Raw genomic sequence first — 16,915 nt, forward strand, 5'->3', positions numbered from 1 at the left:
CGTATGGTGTCATCTGCCCGCGATTCGTCAGCAGGGGCCCCGTCCCTGATCAATTGGGACCTGGCCGCCTCTACGGCTGCCCGGCTTGCCCCTCCCGGTCCGGAGCTTAGCGCCGGGGAGATTGGCAAGGCGGTGGAGAACCTGCGCTTCAACGCGGATATCTCCGTCCCGCACGTCCACGACATCACCGGGCTGGACGCTGCCCGGGACCTGCGTGACTCGCACGTCCTGGTGGTGGACCGCGCTTCCTGGTCCAAGGCGAACACCCAGAGCTTCGCGGTCATGCTCCAACCCGCGTTGAAAACGATGCTGGACAGCCGCAGCGGAGTGTCCATGACCCCAGCCGCAGCCGCTGCCAGCGGTGCCATCACAGGCACACAGCTTGGCGCTGTGCTGGCCTTCCTTTCCAGCAAGGTCCTGGGCCAGTACGATCCCTTTGCCGCCCTGGCCCCTGGGTCCAACGTTCCGCCGGGCGGCCGGCTCCTGCTTGTAGCGCCGAACATCATCTCCGTGGAGCGCGAACTCAACGTCCACCCGGACGACTTCCGCCTCTGGGTCTGCCTGCATGAGCAAACCCACCGCGTGCAGTTCGCCGCTGCGCCGTGGCTCCGGCACCACATGCTCGACGAAATCGAGAAGCTCAGCGGCAACCTCCTGGGCAACATGGATTCCCTGGTGGAGCGTGCCGGCGCGGTGGCCAAGTCCCTGCGCGACCGCACTCCTTCAGACAAGACTCCGGGTCGCGGCGCCATCCTGGACCTCCTCCAGAACCCTGAGGAGAAGGCGTCCCTGTCCCACATCACGGCCGTCATGAGCCTCCTCGAGGGCCATGCCAACGTGGTGATGGATGCCGTTGATTCGAGCATCGTTCCGTCGGTAAAGACCATCCGCCAGCGCTTCAACGAGCGCGGCAAGGACCGCGGCGTGGTGGAGAAGTTCATCCGCAACCTCCTCGGCCTGGATGCCAAGATGCGCCAGTACACCGATGGCGCCAAGTTCGTGCGTGAAGTGGTTGCCGTGGCAGGCATGGAAGGGTTCAACCGGGTGTGGGAATCCGCCGAGTACCTCCCCACCGAAGAAGAGATCCACAACTCCAAGCTGTGGCTTGAGCGGATGGGGCTTTGAGCGGTTCGTCTGGTTCTGCTGTTGGTCCCGGCGTCGGTTCCGTTTCCGGGTCTGCCAGTAAGGGGCGACGGCGGCCTGGACGTCTGGCACCTGTCGTCGGCAAGGCGCGGAAGCAGTTGCAGAACGCCTTGGCTTCCGCCGGCTACCCTCAGCGGGTGCTCGTAGCATGCAGCGGCGGGCCGGATTCGTTGGCTTTGGCGGCCATCGCCGCATACTTCGGCCGACGCGGCCACGTTGATGGACATCCGGTGGCTGTTGCCGGTGTAGTGGTGGATCATCAGCTGCAGCCAGGTTCTGCAGAAGTCGCCTCCAGGACTGCCGAGGTGCTGCGGGAGTTGGGCTTGTCCCCAGTGGAGGTGCGCACTGTCGACGTCGCCGCCACCGGGTTTGGTCCCGAGGCCGCAGCCAGGGACGCCCGTCATGCTGCGCTGGATTCTGCCGCTGAGGATCTGGCCTGTGATGTGATCCTTCTGGGCCATACCTTGGACGACCAAGCCGAGCAGGTGTTGCTGGGGCTGGCCCGCGGTTCGGGAACCCGATCCCTGGCAGGGATGAGGCCCGCCCGTGGTCGCCTCCTCCGGCCTTTCCTTGGGCTTCGTCGCGAGGAGACCCTGCAAATCTGCGAGGTGGAGGAACTTTCCCCTTGGCACGACCCCAGCAACGCCGACCCTTCCTTTGCCAGGTCCCGGACCCGCGTGGAAGTTATGCCTGTCCTGGAAGCGAAGCTGGGGCCGGGGGTCGCCGAATCGCTTGCCCGGACCGCGGCAATCCTGCAGCAGGACGCCGATTTCCTCGAAGATCTGGCCAACGAGACCTATCTCTCACTGGTCCAGCGTGAAGACGCCGACGTATGGCTCCCGGAAGACGCCGTACGTGGGCTGCCGGCAGCGCTCAGGTTCCGTGTCATCGCGAAGGCTGCCGCCGACGTCGGGGGTCAACAACCCGGCTACGGGCGCCTCCAAGCTGCGGAAGCACTGCTTCGACGCCAGGGGTCAGCCGGGCCCGTGGAACTCCCCGGCCACGTCAGTGTTTACCGTTTGTCCCTCAGCGATTTGGAGCAGGAGCGTTCGGTTTCCGCCGGCGCTCCAGCCGCCAGTAGTACACGTGATTCGGCCGGCGTCGGTCCCCGCGAAGCCGCGCGCTGTGGGAAGCTAGTATTCCGGCATCAGAAACCGTCCCAACAGTAGCCGCACCCGAGCATCAAAACAGGAGCCATTGGTGGATTCAAACGACGTCCAGGCAGATCTCAAGCACGTTCTTTACACCAAAGAGCAGATCCAAACGCGCATCGCGGAACTCGCAACGCAGATCGACAAGGACTACGAGGGCCGCGACATCTTGGTCGTCGGTGTCCTCAAGGGTGCGGTCATGGTCATGGCTGACCTGGCGCGCGCACTGCACAGCCACGTCAGCATGGACTGGATGGCTGTCTCGTCCTACGGTTCCGGTACCCAGTCTTCCGGCGTTGTCCGGATCCTCAAGGACCTTGACACCGACCTCATGGGCAAGGATGTCCTGATTGTTGAGGACATCATCGATTCCGGACTGACTCTTTCCTGGCTCAAGTCCAACCTTGAATCCCGAGGCACGGCCAGCGTCGAGATCTGCACGGCCTTCCGCAAGCCGACAGCCGCCAAGGTGGAAATCGACGTCAAGTACGTCGGTTACGACATCCCCAACGAGTTCGTGGTGGGCTACGGCCTCGACTACGCCGAAAAATACCGCAACCTGGACTTCGTGGGCACCTTGGCCCCGCACGTTTACGAGTAAGCGCCCTTCTTCTCTTCACGCCGCCGCTCCCTTTTCCGCCGTTCGCGCCCGTAACCTCTGGTGCGTGTGGCGGGTGTGGGTGCGGTGTTTGCGTCTATGGGGTGCGCCCGGCGGGTGTGGGTGCGGTTGTTGGGTTCGTGAACCTGCCGTTGGGTTTTTTCGCCGTTGCGCCCTTTCCCGCCGTTCGCGCCCGTAACCTCTGGTGCGCCCGGCGGGTGTGGGTGCGGTGTTTGCGTTTATGGGGTGCGCCCGGCGGGTGTGGGTGCGGTTGTTGGGTTCCTGAACCTGCGGTTGGGTTCTTTCGCCGTTGCGCCCTTTTCCGCCGTTCGCGCCCGTAACCTCTGGTGCGTGTGGCGGATGTGGGTGCGGTGTTTGCGTTTATGGGGTGCGCCCGGCGGGTGTGGGTTCGGTTGTTGGGTTTCTGAACCTGCCGCCGCGCACCCTCTCGCGCTAAACTGGACCATGACCGGTGCTCCTGCCCGTCTTCTGGCGTGGCTCGCCGTCATGGCGACTCTCCTCACGGCCTGCACTCCTGCGGTCGATCTCGCTGAGCCCGCTTCCGGTCAACCAATCACGTCCGCTTCTGCTGCGCCAGCAGCGGGCCACCTTGAAGCGGCCCCGACACCGAGCGCCACGCAGGCTCCTGTGCCGCCGCAGCCCGCACCTCCGCCCGCGCCGCCCGCTGTGCCTCAGGCTTTTGCCCTGAACCTTTACCAAGATGGGGACTTCGTCCCGCAGTACACCTTTGACTGGTGTGTAGCTGCCAGCATCCAAATGGCACACAACCTTATTGATGACACCAGAGGCGGAACCTGGGCGTCCTCCGCACAGCAAAGTGAGCTGTGGGAGATGGCCCGTGCGAGGTCCTCGAATTCATTCAACGGCGCCAACCCCCGGGGCTGGGCGCAGGTGTTGACTGAGGTTGGATTGGGCCCTTACTCGGTGGTCAGCGTCGCAACCTACGAGGACACGCTGCAGACGGCGGCGCGCGCTATAGCTGAAACTGGCCGGCCGGTGGGATTGGTCATGTGGAGTGGTCGGCATGCTTGGGTTATGAGCGGCTTTGAGTCCATGGGTGATCCCGCGCAGTTCCCGGAATTTCAGGTAACGGGGATTCGCGTCCTGGATCCGCTCTATCCTCACGGCAGCGGGCAGTGGGGTCCCTCTCCAGAGCCCAATAGTCTGCTTACTCCTGAGCAGTTGTCCTCACAGTTCGTGGTCCGTGAGCCCCGGCGCTGGAGTACGGACCTGCCCACAGGTTATTTGCTGGTGCTTCCGGTCGCAGCCTGACCAACCCGTTGGCTTACGCTGCACGCAAGGAACGAAGCCCGCCATCGTTCAAAATACGTGCGAACACGCGTGGGTTCATCATCTCGGCCCAGTCCCAGCGCACGACAGTGAGGCCCAGCGCCCGCAGACCATTCTCGCGGGCCTTCTCTGCCATGACCGCCTGCTGGATGGTCTGGTTTCCCCGCAACCTTTTTCTTAGGTACTTTCCGTGTCCATCGAATTCCCCGACAAGGTCCAGTTCGGGCCACCAGAAATCAGTTCGGGCAGTGCGTCCGTTTCCCAGGGTAAAAGAACCTTGAAGGCTGGGTACGGGGAAGTTGAGCAAGATCATTTGTGCTCGGCTCATGGATTCCCCCACTGATTCGGATTTGTCTGAGGAAAGATCGAGAATCGACTCGGCCCGTCGCTTCCTCGAAACCCTGGTGAGAGCGGAGACAGCTTCAGCAAGTTCGTCGACGCCCGCCGGAGGACCCCACGCTTTATCCTTGTTCCAATTGTCGGCTTCTAAGTCGTCGCCCCACCCTTGGTTGCGTCGGCTGGAGTCCACTATGGCCAAGGCCTCAGCAAAATTGAGGGCGGCGGCAAGCTCTATTGTGGTGCGGACCTTGTCTGTGACTCGAAAGTCGCCAAGTTGGGCCACCCCGGCGTCAAGGGACCCGAAGCTTCTCCGGATCCCGTGCTTGGACCTGCCGCCTCTTGGGTCTTCAGTGACAGTGCATAAGCCCTTCGGTACGCCCACTACGCCGAGCCCCCATAGGAGTGCGGCCGTCTGCAAGTTGAACAGGGGCGGAGTCCTGGCTGCATTGACCAGCGCGGCTGCTTGGAGTCCGTGCCGCTGACGCTCGTTCAACTCCGCCCAATAAGCAGAGCGTGTATAAGCGCCCCGTCGGACCCGCACCAGCTCGCCACGCTTGGCCTGCTTCGCGAGGTGGCGCGCGTCATGCCCGATGCGTGTCGCATCTGCAGCGAGGATGAGTTCTGGAATGGTCATGGGTTCCACGCTTCCCGTTCTTGCGCGAAGTCGAAAGCACCCGTCCGAGCTATGTGGAAAAACAGCATCCAGTCCACACGGAAGTAATCAAGGTGGTGCCCTGCTAACAGCACTTAGGGGGGGCGACGCACCCCACGGGACCGCACCCGTTTCCGCCGTTCGCACCCGTTCCTCAGCACGCCCGCACCCTTTTCCGCCGTTCGCGCCCGTGGTTACGGGTGCGCATGGCGCTAACGGGTGCGCCGGGTGCGCTGGCGGCGCCGGGGTAGCTTTTTGGGCGAGGGTGGTCTTTGAGGGACGTCTTGGGCAGTACTCGCGTCCCAGGGACGGAATAAATGTAACGGGCGACGCACCCCACGGGACCGCACCCGTTTCCGCCGATCGCACCCGTTCCTCAGCACGCCCGCACCCTTTTCCGCCGTTCGCGCCCGTGGGTACGGGTGCGCATGGCGCTAACGGGTGCGCCGGAAGCGAAGGCCCGTGGGAAGCCGCCCGCCGACCAAGCACAAAACCCCTGTCCCATCGCCCCCGACGCGAGTATCCTGTGTACGCCCAGAGGGAACTTTTGGACTTTCCGGTGCGTGAATTACTGGGAACGGTGTATAGCTTGAAACTGAAGCAGCACCACTCGCGCGCAGAAGTTGCGCCTTGCAGCACTACCAGGAGGGACGGGGCAAAACCCCGATCAGATGAAAGCTAAGAGTTTCTTCAAGGGCCCGGGCATCTGGATTGTTGTCGTCGTTGGCTTGCTCCTGGTGGCATTCGCAACACTGGCCCCGGGCGGTTCAACGCGCATTGACACCAAGGAAGGCTTGGAACTCCTTTCCCAAAACGGGAAGGTTGAGCAGGCCAAGATTTTTGACGCCGAGAACCGCGTTGACCTGGTGCTCAAGGACAACCTGAACCTGGACGGCCAGGACAAGGGCAAGAACGTTCAGTTCTTCTACGTCACGGATCGTGGTCCGGATGTGGTGAAGGCAGTCACCAACGCCAACCCGGAAAAGGGCTTCACGGACCAGCCGATCGAGAACAACTGGTTCTCCGGCCTGTTCTCGCTGCTCATTCCGGTGCTGTTGCTCGGTGTGCTGTTCTGGTTCCTGCTTTCCCGTATGCAGGGTGGCGGCTCCAAGGTGATGCAGTTCGGCAAGTCCAAGGCCAAGCTGGTCAACAAGGACATGCCGCAGGTGACCTTCTCTGATGTTGCCGGTGCTGACGAAGCTGTGGAAGAGCTCCAGGAAATCAAGGAGTTTCTCCAGGAGCCGGCCAAGTTCCAGGCTGTCGGTGCCAAGATCCCCAAGGGCGTGCTGCTTTACGGCCCTCCAGGTACTGGTAAGACGCTGCTTGCCCGCGCTGTTGCCGGCGAGGCCGGCGTTCCGTTCTTCTCCATCTCCGGCTCGGACTTTGTTGAAATGTTCGTCGGTGTTGGTGCTTCCCGCGTCCGCGACCTGTTTGAACAGGCCAAGGCGAGCTCTCCCGCAATCATCTTCGTGGATGAGATCGACGCCGTTGGACGTCACCGTGGTGCCGGTATCGGCGGCGGAAACGATGAGCGTGAGCAGACGCTGAACCAGCTGCTCGTTGAGATGGACGGCTTCGACGTGAAGACCAACGTCATCCTCATCGCTGCCACCAACCGCCCGGACGTCCTGGACCCCGCGTTGCTGCGCCCGGGCCGTTTCGACCGCCAGATCACCGTGGAAGCCCCGGACATGATCGGCCGCGAGCAGATCCTGAACGTCCACGCCAAGGGCAAGCCCATGGCGCAGGGTATCGACCTCAAGGCTGTTGCCAAGAAGACCCCGGGTTACACGGGTGCTGACCTGGCGAACGTCCTGAACGAGGCCGCACTTCTTACCGCGCGTTCCAACGCCAACCTGATTGACGACCGCGCACTGGATGAGGCAATCGACCGTGTCATGGCCGGTCCGCAGAAACGCAGCCGCGTCATGAAGGAACTTGAACGCAAGATCACCGCTTACCACGAAGGCGGGCACGCTTTGGTTGCCGCTGCCCTGCGCAACTCGGCACCGGTCACCAAGATCACCATCCTTCCCCGTGGCCGCGCACTCGGCTACACCATGGTGATTCCCGAGGACGATAAGTACTCGATCACCCGTAACGAACTGCTGGACCAGATGGCCTACGCCATGGGCGGCCGCGTCGCTGAGGAAATCGTGTTCCACGACCCCTCCACCGGTGCTTCCAATGACATCGAGAAGGCAACGTCCACGGCCCGCAAGATGGTCACGCAGTACGGCATGAGCGAACGCGTTGGCGCTGTAAAGCTGGGCCAGGGCGGCGGCGAGCCGTTCCTCGGCCGCGACGCCGCACAGGAGCGCAACTTCTCCGACCAGATCGCGTACGTGGTGGACGAGGAAGTGCGCCGCCTCATTGACCAGGCCCACGACGAGGCCTACGCCATCCTCACGGAAAACCGGGACGTCCTGGACCGTTTGGCGCTGGAACTCCTGGAGCGGGAAACCTTGAACCAGGCTGAGATTGCCGAGATCTTCCATGACATCCGGAAGCGCGATTTCCGCGAGATCTGGCTGTCCAAGGAATCCCGTCCGGTCCAGTCCATCCCGCCAGTGGAAAGCCGGGCAGAAAAGGCTGAACGCGAAGCCCAGGAGGAAGCCAAGCAGGCGCGTCTGGACGAGCCGCTGGACGTCGTCGCTCCGCACGCCCAGGGGGTCAGCAGCCAGGACTCTTTCCAGGCACCGCGACCTGACGGCGGCAACGACTCCACGCATCACGGCTAAGCTATCTGCCGTGACTCATTTCGACGACGACGACGACCTCGCCGCCGCCCACGGTTCCGCCGCGGGCTCCACGCACTCCCACAAAGTGGACCGTCCGCGCATTGAAGCGGCGGTCCGCGAGATCCTCCTGGCTATCGGTGAAGACCCTGAGCGTGGCGGCCTCCAGGACACGCCAAAGCGCGTGGCCAAGGCGTACGCCGAGGTTTTTGCCGGGCTCCACCAGCACCCGGCGGATGTCCTTTCCACCACGTTCGACCTCGATCATGAAGAGCTTGTGCTGGTAAAGGACATTCCCTTCTACTCGACGTGTGAGCACCACCTGGTGCCGTTCCACGGAGTGGCACATGTCGGCTATATTCCGTCACATGACGGGAAGGTGACCGGCCTCAGCAAGCTGGCGCGGTTGGTCGACATCTACGCGCGCCGGCCGCAGGTGCAGGAGCGCCTCACTACGCAGATCGTTGAGGCGCTGGTGAAGCACCTCAACCCGCGCGGCGCGATTGTCGTCGTCGAATGTGAACACATGTGTATGTCCATGCGCGGCATCCGCAAGCCCGGCGCAAAGACCGTCACCAGTGCGGTGCGCGGTCAACTCCATGACCCGGCCACCCGCGCCGAGGCCATGAGCCTCATACTCGGAAGGTAAGCACTATGGACTCCCTCGCTGCAGCACCCGGAACCGGCCCGGCCACAAGCCCGCTGCCGGTTCTTCGCAAGCCGCGCCCCGCCGCCAGGTTTGAGGACCTGCCAACGGACCGCACGCTCGTCATGGGAATCCTCAATGTCACCCCGGATTCCTTTAGCGACGGCGGCACCCACCGGACGCCGGACACGGCCATCGCGCTCGGATTGCGCATGTTCTATGCCGGCGCGGACATCATCGACGTCGGGGGCGAATCCACGCGCTCGGGCGCCGAGCCGGTTTCCCCTGAGGAAGAACAGCGCCGTGTCATTCCGGTGATCCAGGCGTTGGTCAAGGCCGGCGCGCTGGTCAGCATCGACACGATGCACACGTCCACGGCCGCCGCGGCCGTGGAGGCTGGCGCGGCCATCATCAACGATGTTTCCGGGCTGACCATCGAGCCCGGTATGCCTGAGCTGGTGGCCCGGACCAAGGTTCCGTACATCCTCACGCACCGCCGCGGCGACGCCATGACCATGGACAACCTGACGGACTACAACAACGTGACCCAGGACGTGGTGGCTGAACTCAGCGGCGTCCGCGACAAGTTGTACGCAGCGGGCGTTGCCCCGGAGCAGATCATCATTGATCCCGGAGTCGGTTTCTCCAAGAACGAGGACCAGAACTGGGAAATCCTCAAGAACCTTGATCAGCTCTTCGGGCTGGGCCACAAGGTGATGGTTGCTGCTTCCCGCAAGCGGTTCCTCGGTTCGCTGCTCACTGTTGCGGGCAAGTCGGCTGCTCCGCTGGAACGCGATGCCGCCACCGCTGCAATCACCGCTTTGAGCGCCACCAAGGGCGCCTGGGCTGTCCGCGTCCACGACGTCGGCCCCAGCCTTGACGCCGTCAAGGTCGCCGCCCGCATCGCACGCTGATAGGAAACGCTGTGGACAGGATCACGCTGACCGGCGTCACCGCCGTCGGTTATCACGGAGTGTTCGATTTCGAACGCCGTGACGGCCAGCCTTTCGTGGTGGACGCCGTGCTCCACACGGATTTCACCAAGGCCGCGGAGACAGATGACCTGCAGTACACAGCGCACTACGGTGAAGTTGCCGAGCTGATCACCCGGCACATCGAGGGCGAGCCCTTGAACCTGATTGAGGGTCTGGCCGTCAGGATCGCGGAGGGCATCCTCGCGAACTACAGCGTGGCCGCCGTCGACGTCACCGTCCACAAGCCCAAGGCCCCCATTGAGGTGCCGTTTGGCGACGTTACTGTCAGTGTGCACCGGGAGCGATCATGACATCCGGCTACACCAAGGCCATCCTGGCCCTTGGCAGCAACCTGGGGGAGCGCAACGACACCCTTTCCACTGCAGTTGCGGCCTTGGTGGATCCGCCGGAGGTGCGGCTCCTTGGAGTTTCCCCGGTGGTGCAGACCAAGGCAGTCGGTGGTCCGGAAGGACAGCCGGACTTCCTGAACATGGTCATGGCTGTAGAAACCACTCTGACCCCGCTGGAACTCTTGAAGCATTGCCACGACGTTGAACAGCAGCACCACCGTACGCGCGAGGTCCGCTGGGGTCCCAGGACGCTGGATGTGGACATCGTCGTGTTCGGCGACGTCGTCAGTGACGATCCCATCCTCACGATTCCGCATCCCCGGGCCGCTGAGCGCGCTTTCGTGCTCTATCCGTGGTCGTTGTTGGAACCGCACGCACAGTTGAACGGGCGCAGTGTTGCAGAGTTGGCCGCCGTCGCCGCTGACATGCCGGATATCCGGCGTTTCGATGGCTATGGCGACGTCGCCGGCGTGCCTGCGACGGGAGCGGTGGAGCAGCCATGAAAGCAATGCGCCCGGTGGTTCTGGTGCTCATCGCCGTCATCGCTGCGGTCATTGGCTGGTTGGCAACCGCCACCACCAACCGCTTCAGCATGCCCACCCCGGTCCTGCCGGTATCCGCGCTGGTGACCATGGCCGTCATCGCCGGCCTCACCCTCATCATGGGCATTCGCGTGCTGCGCTGGCGCAACGGCAAAAAGAAGAACTTGCTCAATCCGATTCTGGCGGCCAGGACGTTGATCCTTGCCCAGGCCTGCGCTTATGCGGGAACCTTGCTCCTTGGCTGGCATGCCGGAATTTCGATGGACCTTCTCCGCATCGGCAGCTTGCGCGGCGGCGAAGGAATACTGTGGAACGCACTGCTGATGGGCGGCGGTGGCGTGGTGATGGTGGTGGTTGGGCTCGTGGTGGAGCGTTTCTGCCGGATCCCGCCCGAGGATCTTGAAGGTGGCACTGCCGGACCGGGGACCCGTCGCGGCGAAACCAAGGGCGAAGGCGAGTATGCATACCGAGGCGATTGATCCTCCCGGCGTCCAGTGGATGCGGGTTTCCCCAAAGTACGTCACCGTGCGCTTGGTGGAGTGGGCCATCGGCAATGTCCTGATGTTGGCGGTCCTCAGCCTGCCGCTGATTTTCGTGCTGCTCGGGTGGTGGCGCTGGCCTCCGTTGTGGCTCGCCATCACGGTGCCTGCGGTGATGTTCGTCCTGGCGCTGTGGCGGCTGGCGTTAATTCCCCGCCAGGTGCGCGCCATTGGCTACGCAGAACGCGACGACGACCTCCTCATCCGCCGCGGCATCTTCTTCCAGCGCACCATGGTGGTTCCCTACGGCCGGATGCAGTATGTGGACGTTGCAGTTGGACCTGTTGAGCGCAGCTTGGGACTGTGCACGCTCAAACTCCACACGGCATCGACCGGCACCAACGCACACTTGCCGGGACTTCCCGCCGAGGAAGGCGCACGGTTGCGCGAACAGCTTTCGGCCCGTGGAGAAGCCAGGCTGGCCGGGCTGTGAGCCCGGAAGACAGTGCAGCGGTGAGCCTGCCGGATCAACCGGAAGCAAAGGTCGACGGCGACTGGAACCGCGTCCACCCGGCATCACCTTTCGTTCGCGGCTGGGTGGCGCTTGCCGCCGTCGGGTTCTTCTTTGGCCGTGACGCTTTCGAACGCATGTTGCAGGGCAGGGATTTTCTGGATCCGAACCTGAACGGCCGGGTGCCGTGGCTTTTGGCAGGCGGCGCCGTGGTGCTGCTGCTGACGGTGGGCAGCTTCATCCTGAGTTGGTACTTCACGCGGTACCAAGTGGCCGAAGGGTACGTGCGCGTCAACACTGGGTTCCTGTTCAAGCAACAGCGGCAGGCCAGATTGGATCGTGTCCAGGCCATCGACATCGTTCAGCCGCTTTTGGCCCGGATCTTTGGCCTCGCTGAACTCAAGTTTGAAGTGGCCGACGCCGGCGAGTCGGCGGTGCGGCTCGCTTACCTTCCGCTCGCCCAGGCGAAGCAACTGCGTGCCACCATCCTTGCGCGGGCCGCCGGCGTTGTCAGCGAGCCCGGCAAGGAGGAGGAAATTCCTGAGGCGCCGGAGCATGTGGTGCTGTCCGTGCCCCCGGCACGGCTCATCGGTTCTCTCGTGCTAAGCGAGCAAACCGTCGGGATCCTGATCGGTGCCGCAGTGGTGGTGACCGTCTCTGTTTTCACCGAGAACCAGACGCTGTTTTTGGCGCTCATCCCCGGCATCCTGGGCATCGGTGCCGCGTACTGGAACTCCTTCAACAAGGGCTATAACTTCACGGCAGCCATTTCACCTGACGGTATCCGCCTCCGATACGGTCTCTTGGATACCCAGGCACAGACGCTGCCTCCCGGTCGCATTCAGGCCGTTATGGTGACGCAGCCGCCCCTTTGGAGGATCTTCGGCTGGTACCGCATGGCCGTCAATGTTGCGGGCTACGGATTGTCAGGCTCTACCGAAGGTGCTGCCCGGACCATGCTGCTTCCCGTTGGCATGAAGCCCGATGTCCTCCGAATGATGTCGCTGGTGCTGCCGGACCCGGGAGTCGAAGACCCCGAGCGCGTCTTCACGGCCGGACTGGATGGTCTGGCCCCGGCCGGGCCCGATGCCGCCCCGACGGATGGATTCGTCACCACACCCCGCCGCGCACGGTTGCTGGCTCCGCTTGGCCGGCGCCGCAACGGATTCCTTGCCACGCGCACGGCCCTGTTGATCCGATCCGGCCGTTGGTGGCACACGCTGGTCCTGGTGCCGCATCAGCGGACACAGTCCATGGCGCTCCATCAGGGTCCGCTGGCCCGCCGCTTCGGAGTGGCCGATCTTGTCCTCCACACCACCGCCGGTCCTGTTTCTCCCCGGGTGTTCCAAGCTGATGCCGCCCAGGCCGTGGAGCTGTTCGACCAACAGGCTGCCCGCGCCCGCGAAGCCCGGAAACGGCAAACGAGCGAGCAGTGGCTGGCGGAGGTGGCACCGCAGGCTCCGGAGATTGCAGCCGCAGCGGAACAGCCCACCCAACCCGCCCAGCCCGCCCAACCCTCCCAACCCGCCCAGCCCGCACAATCCGCGCAGCCCGCCCGGCCAATCCAGCCGGAATACCCCCGCACTTCACCGCAACAGGAGGACCGCCACGATGGCTAGGCCAGGACGACTCGGAGTCGGAATCATCGGCGCCGGCAAGGTGGGTGCCGTGTTGGGTGCCGCTTTGCGCGCGGCCGAGCACGCCGTCGTCGGGGTTTCTGCTGTGTCGGAGGCGAGCCGTGAACGTGCCGAAAACCTGCTGCCCGGTGTTCCGGTCCTGGAAATCCAGGACATTGTGGAGCGCTCGGAGCTGGTGCTGTTGGCCGTTCCGGACGATGCCCTCGGTGAGTTGGTGGCGGGGCTCGCCAAGCTGGGCGCCTGGCAGCCTGGCCAACTGGTGGCACACACGTCCGGGCGGTTCGGCGTCGGAATCCTCAACCCTGTCCGTGCGGCGGGCGCGATTCCGCTGTCGCTGCACCCGGCCATGACGTTCACGGGCATGAGCCTGGACCTGACCCGGCTCATGGATTGCACCTTTGGAGTCACCGCCGATGCGGCCATGCTGCCGATCGCCCAAGCCCTCGTGGTGGAGATGGGTGCCGAGCCCGTGGCCATTGCCGAAGCCGACCGCACCCTCTACCACGCGTCCCTCGCACACAGTTCGAACCACATGGTCACGCTGGTGGCCCAGGCATCCCAGATGCTGCGGGAGATCGGCGTCGAACACCCGGAATCCATGCTCGGTCCGTTGCTGAGGGCGACGCTGGAGAACGCCCTTGCCTCCGGCGAATCCGCACTGACCGGTCCTGTGGCGCGTGGGGATGTGGGTACCGTTTCCGCGCACGCCCAGGCACTGAAAGAGTACGACGGCGGTGCGGGCGGCGATGTTCTCGCGGCCTATCAGGCCATGGCACGGGCCACCGCGCGCCGGGCGGAGAACCGCGGGCTCCTGCGGCCCGAACAACTGAATGAGATCGACGAGGCCTTGGGTGCCGACCCCAAGTCGCCGGAAGGACACTGAACAACATGGCCATCAAACTCGTGACCACCGCGGCGGAACTGCGTGCCGAAAGCGCACGCTTGCTGGCATCGAAGGGCGGCAATTCACAGGGATTGGTCCCCACCATGGGTGCCCTGCACTCAGGCCACGCGGCACTTGCACGGACCGCTGCGGCCGAGAACGACGTCGTGGTGGCCACCATCTTCGTCAATCCGCTGCAGTTCGGTGACGCCGTGGACCTGGACCGCTACCCGCGCACGCTCGACGCCGACATGGCCCTGCTGGATGCCGAAGGCGTTGACCTCGTCTTCGCCCCGTCCGTTGACGAGGTGTATCCGGGCGGCCAGCCCCTGGTGCGGGTAACCTCCGGACCGTTGGGCGAAAAATGGGAAGGTGCTTCGCGCCCCGGCCACTTTGACGGCGCCCTCACCGTCGTAGCCAAGCTGCTGCATTACGGACTTCCCGGAGGTGCTGCCGTTGACGGCACGACGGCGGCCTACCGGGCTTACTTTGGCCAGAAGGACGCGCAGCAGCTGGCTTTGGTGAAGCGGATGGTCTCGGACCTGAACTTCCCGGTGGAGATCGTTCCTGTGCCCATTGTCCGCAGTGAGGACGGCCTGGCCCTTTCGAGCCGAAACAGGTTCCTTTCCGATGAGGAGCGAGAAGCCGCTCTTGTGTTGTCGCGGGCTTTGCACCTTATTGAGTCCCGTGCGAACGCGCACGAACCACTGGACCTGGACTCCGCCGTCGCGCTTGTCGAATCACAGCCGCTGGTGGAACTGGACTATTTCGACGTCGTCGACCCCATGACGCTGGAACCGCTCGCCGAGAACTGCAAGGAGACCCCCTTCCGCGGGGAAGGGCTGGCGATCATCGCGGCCATGGTGGGGCCGGTACGGCTCATCGACAACGCTCCTTTGTTCTCCTAGCGTTTGGAATTTTTCTACTGACGGGAATTGGATAGGCGCTTAGACTGTTCTAGTCTTCACCGGCATCGATCGCCGGACACCAAATCCAACCCTTGAGGAACCCTCATGTCTACCGACGTCACGTCCGACGCTAACGGCAAGCCTGAATCCGGAGCATCCGGTTCGGTCGCCTCTGCAGATGCCGAGCCTTATCAGGCCCCGCAGATTCCGGCGTCGCAGGCCCCGGTGTCCGGGAAGATGTCACGTGAATCCGTGACGGTGATTGTCACCCTTCTGGTGGCAACCTTCGTGGTGATCCTCAACGAGACCATCATGAACGTCGCCCTCCAGCGGCTCATGATCGACCTCCAGGTGAGTGCGTCCACTGTGCAGTGGCTGGCCACCGGCTTCATGCTGACCATGGCAGTGGTCATTCCCACCACCGGCTTCATCCTGCAACGGATGAGCACCCGCGGGGCGTTCATGCTGGCCATGGGTCTCTTCAGCGGCGGAACGTTGCTGGCCGCCTTGGCGCCGGGCTTCCTGGTGCTTTTGCTGGCGCGCATCGTTCAAGCCGGCGGTACCGCCATCATGCTGCCGCTGCTGATGACCACCATCCTGACGCTGGTACCCATGTCCAAACGCGGTGCTGTGATGGGCAACGTCAGCATTGCCATCTCCGTTGCTCCGGCCATGGGCCCCACCGTTTCCGGCATTATCCTGGACAACTTCTCCTGGCGCTTCATGTTCGTGTTCGTGCTGCCGGTCGCCTTGGCGGCGTTTGCGATCGGCGCCAAGTACCTCACCAATGTGGGGGAGCGCGAGAAGACCTCGCTGGACGTGCCTTCCGTGATCCTCACTGTTCCCGCCTTTGGTGGACTGGTTTATGGTCTGAGTCAGATTGGTGGCGCCGAGGCCGGAGTTGTTCCTGTCATCGCGTTGGTGATTGGTGTTCTCTGCCTGGCACTGTTTGTCTTCCGGCAGCTCAAGCTCCAGAAGTCCGACGCCCCGCTGCTGGATCTTCGTGCCTTCAAGTTCCGCATGTTCACGGTGTCCACGCTGCTGATGGTTGTCGCCATGATGGCCCTGTTCGGTGGTGTGATTCTGTTGCCGCTGTACCTGCAGAACACCCTGCACCTGCAGCCGTTGGAGACTGGACTGGCACTGCTTCCCGGCGGTTTGGCCATGGGCCTGCTGGGTCCGGTCATTGGGCGGATTTTCGACAAAGTAGGCCCCCTGCCGCTCACCGTCTCCGGTTCTGTGCTCATGGTCCTGACGCTCTGGCAGTTCTCCCGCCTGGATGAAGGAAGTTCGCTTGGCTGGGTCATTGCACTGCACGTCACCCTGAGCCTTGGCCTTGCCCTGCTCTTTACGCCCGCGTTTACCACGGGCCTGAACCCGCTGCCGCCGCACCTTTACTCGCACGGATCGGCGATCATCAGTACCGCACAGCAGGTTTCCGGAGCAGCCGGGACGGCGCTGCTGGTGTCCATCTATGCGGTGGTCTCTGCATCTTCCAACCAGGTCGCCGGCATGCAGGCGGCGTTCATGGCCGCCACTGTTATCGCTGTTGCTGCTGTGGTGCTTGGCGCCATGATGCGCAAGACCGACGGCGCCGGAGGCCACGGGGGTCACTGACCCACGGTTGCTACGAACGGTTTCCCGCAAAGCTCTCCCACGGTGGTGGGGGAGCTTTGTTGGTTAACGGGGTGGCGCCGTTGGTTATGGGGTGGCGCCGTTGGTTAGGGGGTGGCGCCGTTGGTTAGGGGGTGGCGACAGTCGGTCGTGCAGCGTCCACCTTCCGACGCTCGCTCACTTCCCTCGGGTTTGATGGCGTCGCTCTCTCAGGTCCCTCGGGTTTGGGGCGGTTGCTCGCTTATGTCTCTTGGGTTTGGTTGGGGGTTCGACGGCGGTGGTGGGGTGGTGTGGTGTCGGTGGTTGTTGTGGGGTGGGGTTGTGTGACGGGCTTCACTTGGGTTGGTTTGGGGTGTGTTGGGGCGGTTTTGGGGTTGTTTGCCTTGTGTTTGCGGGGTTTTTGGGTGGTGTTGGGGTGGATTTGGTGTGGGGGTTGGGC

Annotated in this window: 16 protein-coding genes; 15 read left to right on the forward strand and 1 reads right to left on the reverse strand. The window is 63.6% G+C overall.

Annotation, left to right across the window (positions count from 1 at the left end; all coding sequences use genetic code 11):
• The first annotated feature begins 3 nt into the window (after positions 1-3).
• The 4 genes from ACIQLI_RS21915 (at position 4) to ACIQLI_RS21930 (ending at position 4,185) form a co-directional block, all read left to right on the forward strand.
• Complete coding sequence (locus tag ACIQLI_RS21915) at positions 4-1,125, forward strand: zinc-dependent metalloprotease (protein ID WP_354232897.1); 1,122 nt, start codon at positions 4-6, stop codon at positions 1,123-1,125.
• A gap of 116 nt (positions 1,126-1,241) precedes the next feature.
• Positions 1,242-2,312: a tRNA lysidine(34) synthetase TilS gene (tilS, locus tag ACIQLI_RS21920; RefSeq protein ID WP_400392446.1), complete on the forward strand. Its 1,071-nt coding sequence runs from the start codon at positions 1,242-1,244 to the stop codon at positions 2,310-2,312.
• Between the two features lie 31 nt (positions 2,313-2,343).
• Positions 2,344-2,895 (forward strand): hypoxanthine phosphoribosyltransferase, encoded by a 552-nt coding sequence (gene hpt / locus ACIQLI_RS21925; RefSeq protein WP_400392415.1) that lies wholly within the window; start codon positions 2,344-2,346, stop codon positions 2,893-2,895.
• A 462-nt stretch (positions 2,896-3,357) separates the two neighbouring features.
• Positions 3,358-4,185: a hypothetical protein gene (locus tag ACIQLI_RS21930; protein WP_354232896.1), complete on the forward strand. Its 828-nt coding sequence runs from the start codon at positions 3,358-3,360 to the stop codon at positions 4,183-4,185.
• A gap of 13 nt (positions 4,186-4,198) precedes the next feature.
• Here ACIQLI_RS21930 and ACIQLI_RS21935 read toward each other — a convergent pair whose 3' ends face one another.
• The gene (locus tag ACIQLI_RS21935) at positions 4,199-5,176 is read right to left on the reverse strand and encodes a hypothetical protein (RefSeq protein WP_400392418.1); all 978 of its coding nucleotides are present in this window, start codon (positions 5,174-5,176) and stop codon (positions 4,199-4,201) included.
• Positions 5,177-5,865: 689 nt separating this feature from the next.
• Between ACIQLI_RS21935 and ftsH the strand changes: the two genes are divergently transcribed.
• The 11 genes from ftsH to ACIQLI_RS21990 all read left to right on the forward strand — a co-directional run bounded on the left by ftsH (position 5,866) and on the right by ACIQLI_RS21990 (position 16,479).
• Positions 5,866-7,935, forward strand: a complete 2,070-nt coding sequence (ftsH, locus tag ACIQLI_RS21940; RefSeq protein ID WP_354232894.1) for an ATP-dependent zinc metalloprotease FtsH — start codon at positions 5,866-5,868, stop codon at positions 7,933-7,935.
• Positions 7,936-7,945: 10 nt separating this feature from the next.
• Positions 7,946-8,581, forward strand: coding sequence for a GTP cyclohydrolase I FolE (folE, locus tag ACIQLI_RS21945; protein WP_311215416.1), 636 nt, complete (start codon positions 7,946-7,948; stop codon positions 8,579-8,581).
• Between the two features lie 5 nt (positions 8,582-8,586).
• Positions 8,587-9,492, forward strand: coding sequence for a dihydropteroate synthase (gene folP / locus ACIQLI_RS21950; RefSeq protein WP_400392423.1), 906 nt, complete (start codon positions 8,587-8,589; stop codon positions 9,490-9,492).
• Between the two features lie 11 nt (positions 9,493-9,503).
• Positions 9,504-9,863, forward strand: coding sequence for a dihydroneopterin aldolase (gene folB, locus ACIQLI_RS21955; RefSeq protein ID WP_207595733.1), 360 nt, complete (start codon positions 9,504-9,506; stop codon positions 9,861-9,863).
• Positions 9,860-10,405: a 2-amino-4-hydroxy-6-hydroxymethyldihydropteridine diphosphokinase gene (gene folK, locus ACIQLI_RS21960; protein WP_354232892.1), complete on the forward strand. Its 546-nt coding sequence runs from the start codon at positions 9,860-9,862 to the stop codon at positions 10,403-10,405. Before folB ends, folK begins: the two co-directional genes overlap by 4 nt.
• On the forward strand, positions 10,402-10,923 hold the full coding sequence (locus ACIQLI_RS21965) for a DUF3180 domain-containing protein (RefSeq protein WP_354232891.1): 522 nt from the start codon (positions 10,402-10,404) through the stop codon (positions 10,921-10,923). The genes folK and ACIQLI_RS21965 overlap by 4 nt, the downstream gene beginning before the upstream one ends.
• On the forward strand, positions 10,904-11,416 hold the full coding sequence (locus tag ACIQLI_RS21970; protein ID WP_400392428.1) for a PH domain-containing protein: 513 nt from the start codon (positions 10,904-10,906) through the stop codon (positions 11,414-11,416). Before ACIQLI_RS21965 ends, ACIQLI_RS21970 begins: the two co-directional genes overlap by 20 nt.
• On the forward strand, positions 11,413-13,053 hold the full coding sequence (locus ACIQLI_RS21975; protein WP_400392431.1) for a PH domain-containing protein: 1,641 nt from the start codon (positions 11,413-11,415) through the stop codon (positions 13,051-13,053). Before ACIQLI_RS21970 ends, ACIQLI_RS21975 begins: the two co-directional genes overlap by 4 nt.
• On the forward strand, positions 13,046-13,954 hold the full coding sequence (locus ACIQLI_RS21980) for a DUF2520 domain-containing protein (RefSeq protein ID WP_354232889.1): 909 nt from the start codon (positions 13,046-13,048) through the stop codon (positions 13,952-13,954). The genes ACIQLI_RS21975 and ACIQLI_RS21980 overlap by 8 nt, the downstream gene beginning before the upstream one ends.
• A gap of 5 nt (positions 13,955-13,959) precedes the next feature.
• The gene (panC, locus tag ACIQLI_RS21985; RefSeq protein ID WP_400392434.1) at positions 13,960-14,862 is read left to right on the forward strand and encodes a pantoate--beta-alanine ligase; all 903 of its coding nucleotides are present in this window, start codon (positions 13,960-13,962) and stop codon (positions 14,860-14,862) included.
• A gap of 105 nt (positions 14,863-14,967) precedes the next feature.
• Positions 14,968-16,479, forward strand: a complete 1,512-nt coding sequence (locus ACIQLI_RS21990) for a DHA2 family efflux MFS transporter permease subunit (protein ID WP_400392437.1) — start codon at positions 14,968-14,970, stop codon at positions 16,477-16,479.
• Positions 16,480-16,915: the final 436 nt, after the last annotated feature.

This window comes from Paenarthrobacter sp. NPDC091669, assembly GCF_044756725.1.
Lineage (GTDB): Bacteria > Actinomycetota > Actinomycetes > Actinomycetales > Micrococcaceae > Arthrobacter > Arthrobacter bambusae_C.

Bases quoted from the DNA above. Each gene is read 5' to 3' on its own strand.
- ACIQLI_RS21915 (WP_354232897.1), top strand. From the start codon at position 4: ATGGTGTCATCTGCCCGCGATTCGTCAGCAGGGGCCCCGTCCCTGATC.
- ACIQLI_RS21930 (WP_354232896.1), top strand. From the start codon at position 3,358: ATGACCGGTGCTCCTGCCCGTCTTCTGGCGTGGCTCGCCGTCATGGCG.
- ACIQLI_RS21935 (WP_400392418.1), bottom strand. From the start codon at position 5,176: ATGACCATTCCAGAACTCATCCTCGCTGCAGATGCGACACGCATCGGG.
- ftsH (WP_354232894.1), top strand. From the start codon at position 5,866: ATGAAAGCTAAGAGTTTCTTCAAGGGCCCGGGCATCTGGATTGTTGTC.
- folP (WP_400392423.1), top strand. From the start codon at position 8,587: ATGGACTCCCTCGCTGCAGCACCCGGAACCGGCCCGGCCACAAGCCCG.
- folK (WP_354232892.1), top strand. From the start codon at position 9,860: ATGACATCCGGCTACACCAAGGCCATCCTGGCCCTTGGCAGCAACCTG.
- ACIQLI_RS21965 (WP_354232891.1), top strand. From the start codon at position 10,402: ATGAAAGCAATGCGCCCGGTGGTTCTGGTGCTCATCGCCGTCATCGCT.
- ACIQLI_RS21970 (WP_400392428.1), top strand. From the start codon at position 10,904: ATGCATACCGAGGCGATTGATCCTCCCGGCGTCCAGTGGATGCGGGTT.
- ACIQLI_RS21980 (WP_354232889.1), top strand. From the start codon at position 13,046: ATGGCTAGGCCAGGACGACTCGGAGTCGGAATCATCGGCGCCGGCAAG.
- panC (WP_400392434.1), top strand. From the start codon at position 13,960: ATGGCCATCAAACTCGTGACCACCGCGGCGGAACTGCGTGCCGAAAGC.
- ACIQLI_RS21990 (WP_400392437.1), top strand. From the start codon at position 14,968: ATGTCTACCGACGTCACGTCCGACGCTAACGGCAAGCCTGAATCCGGA.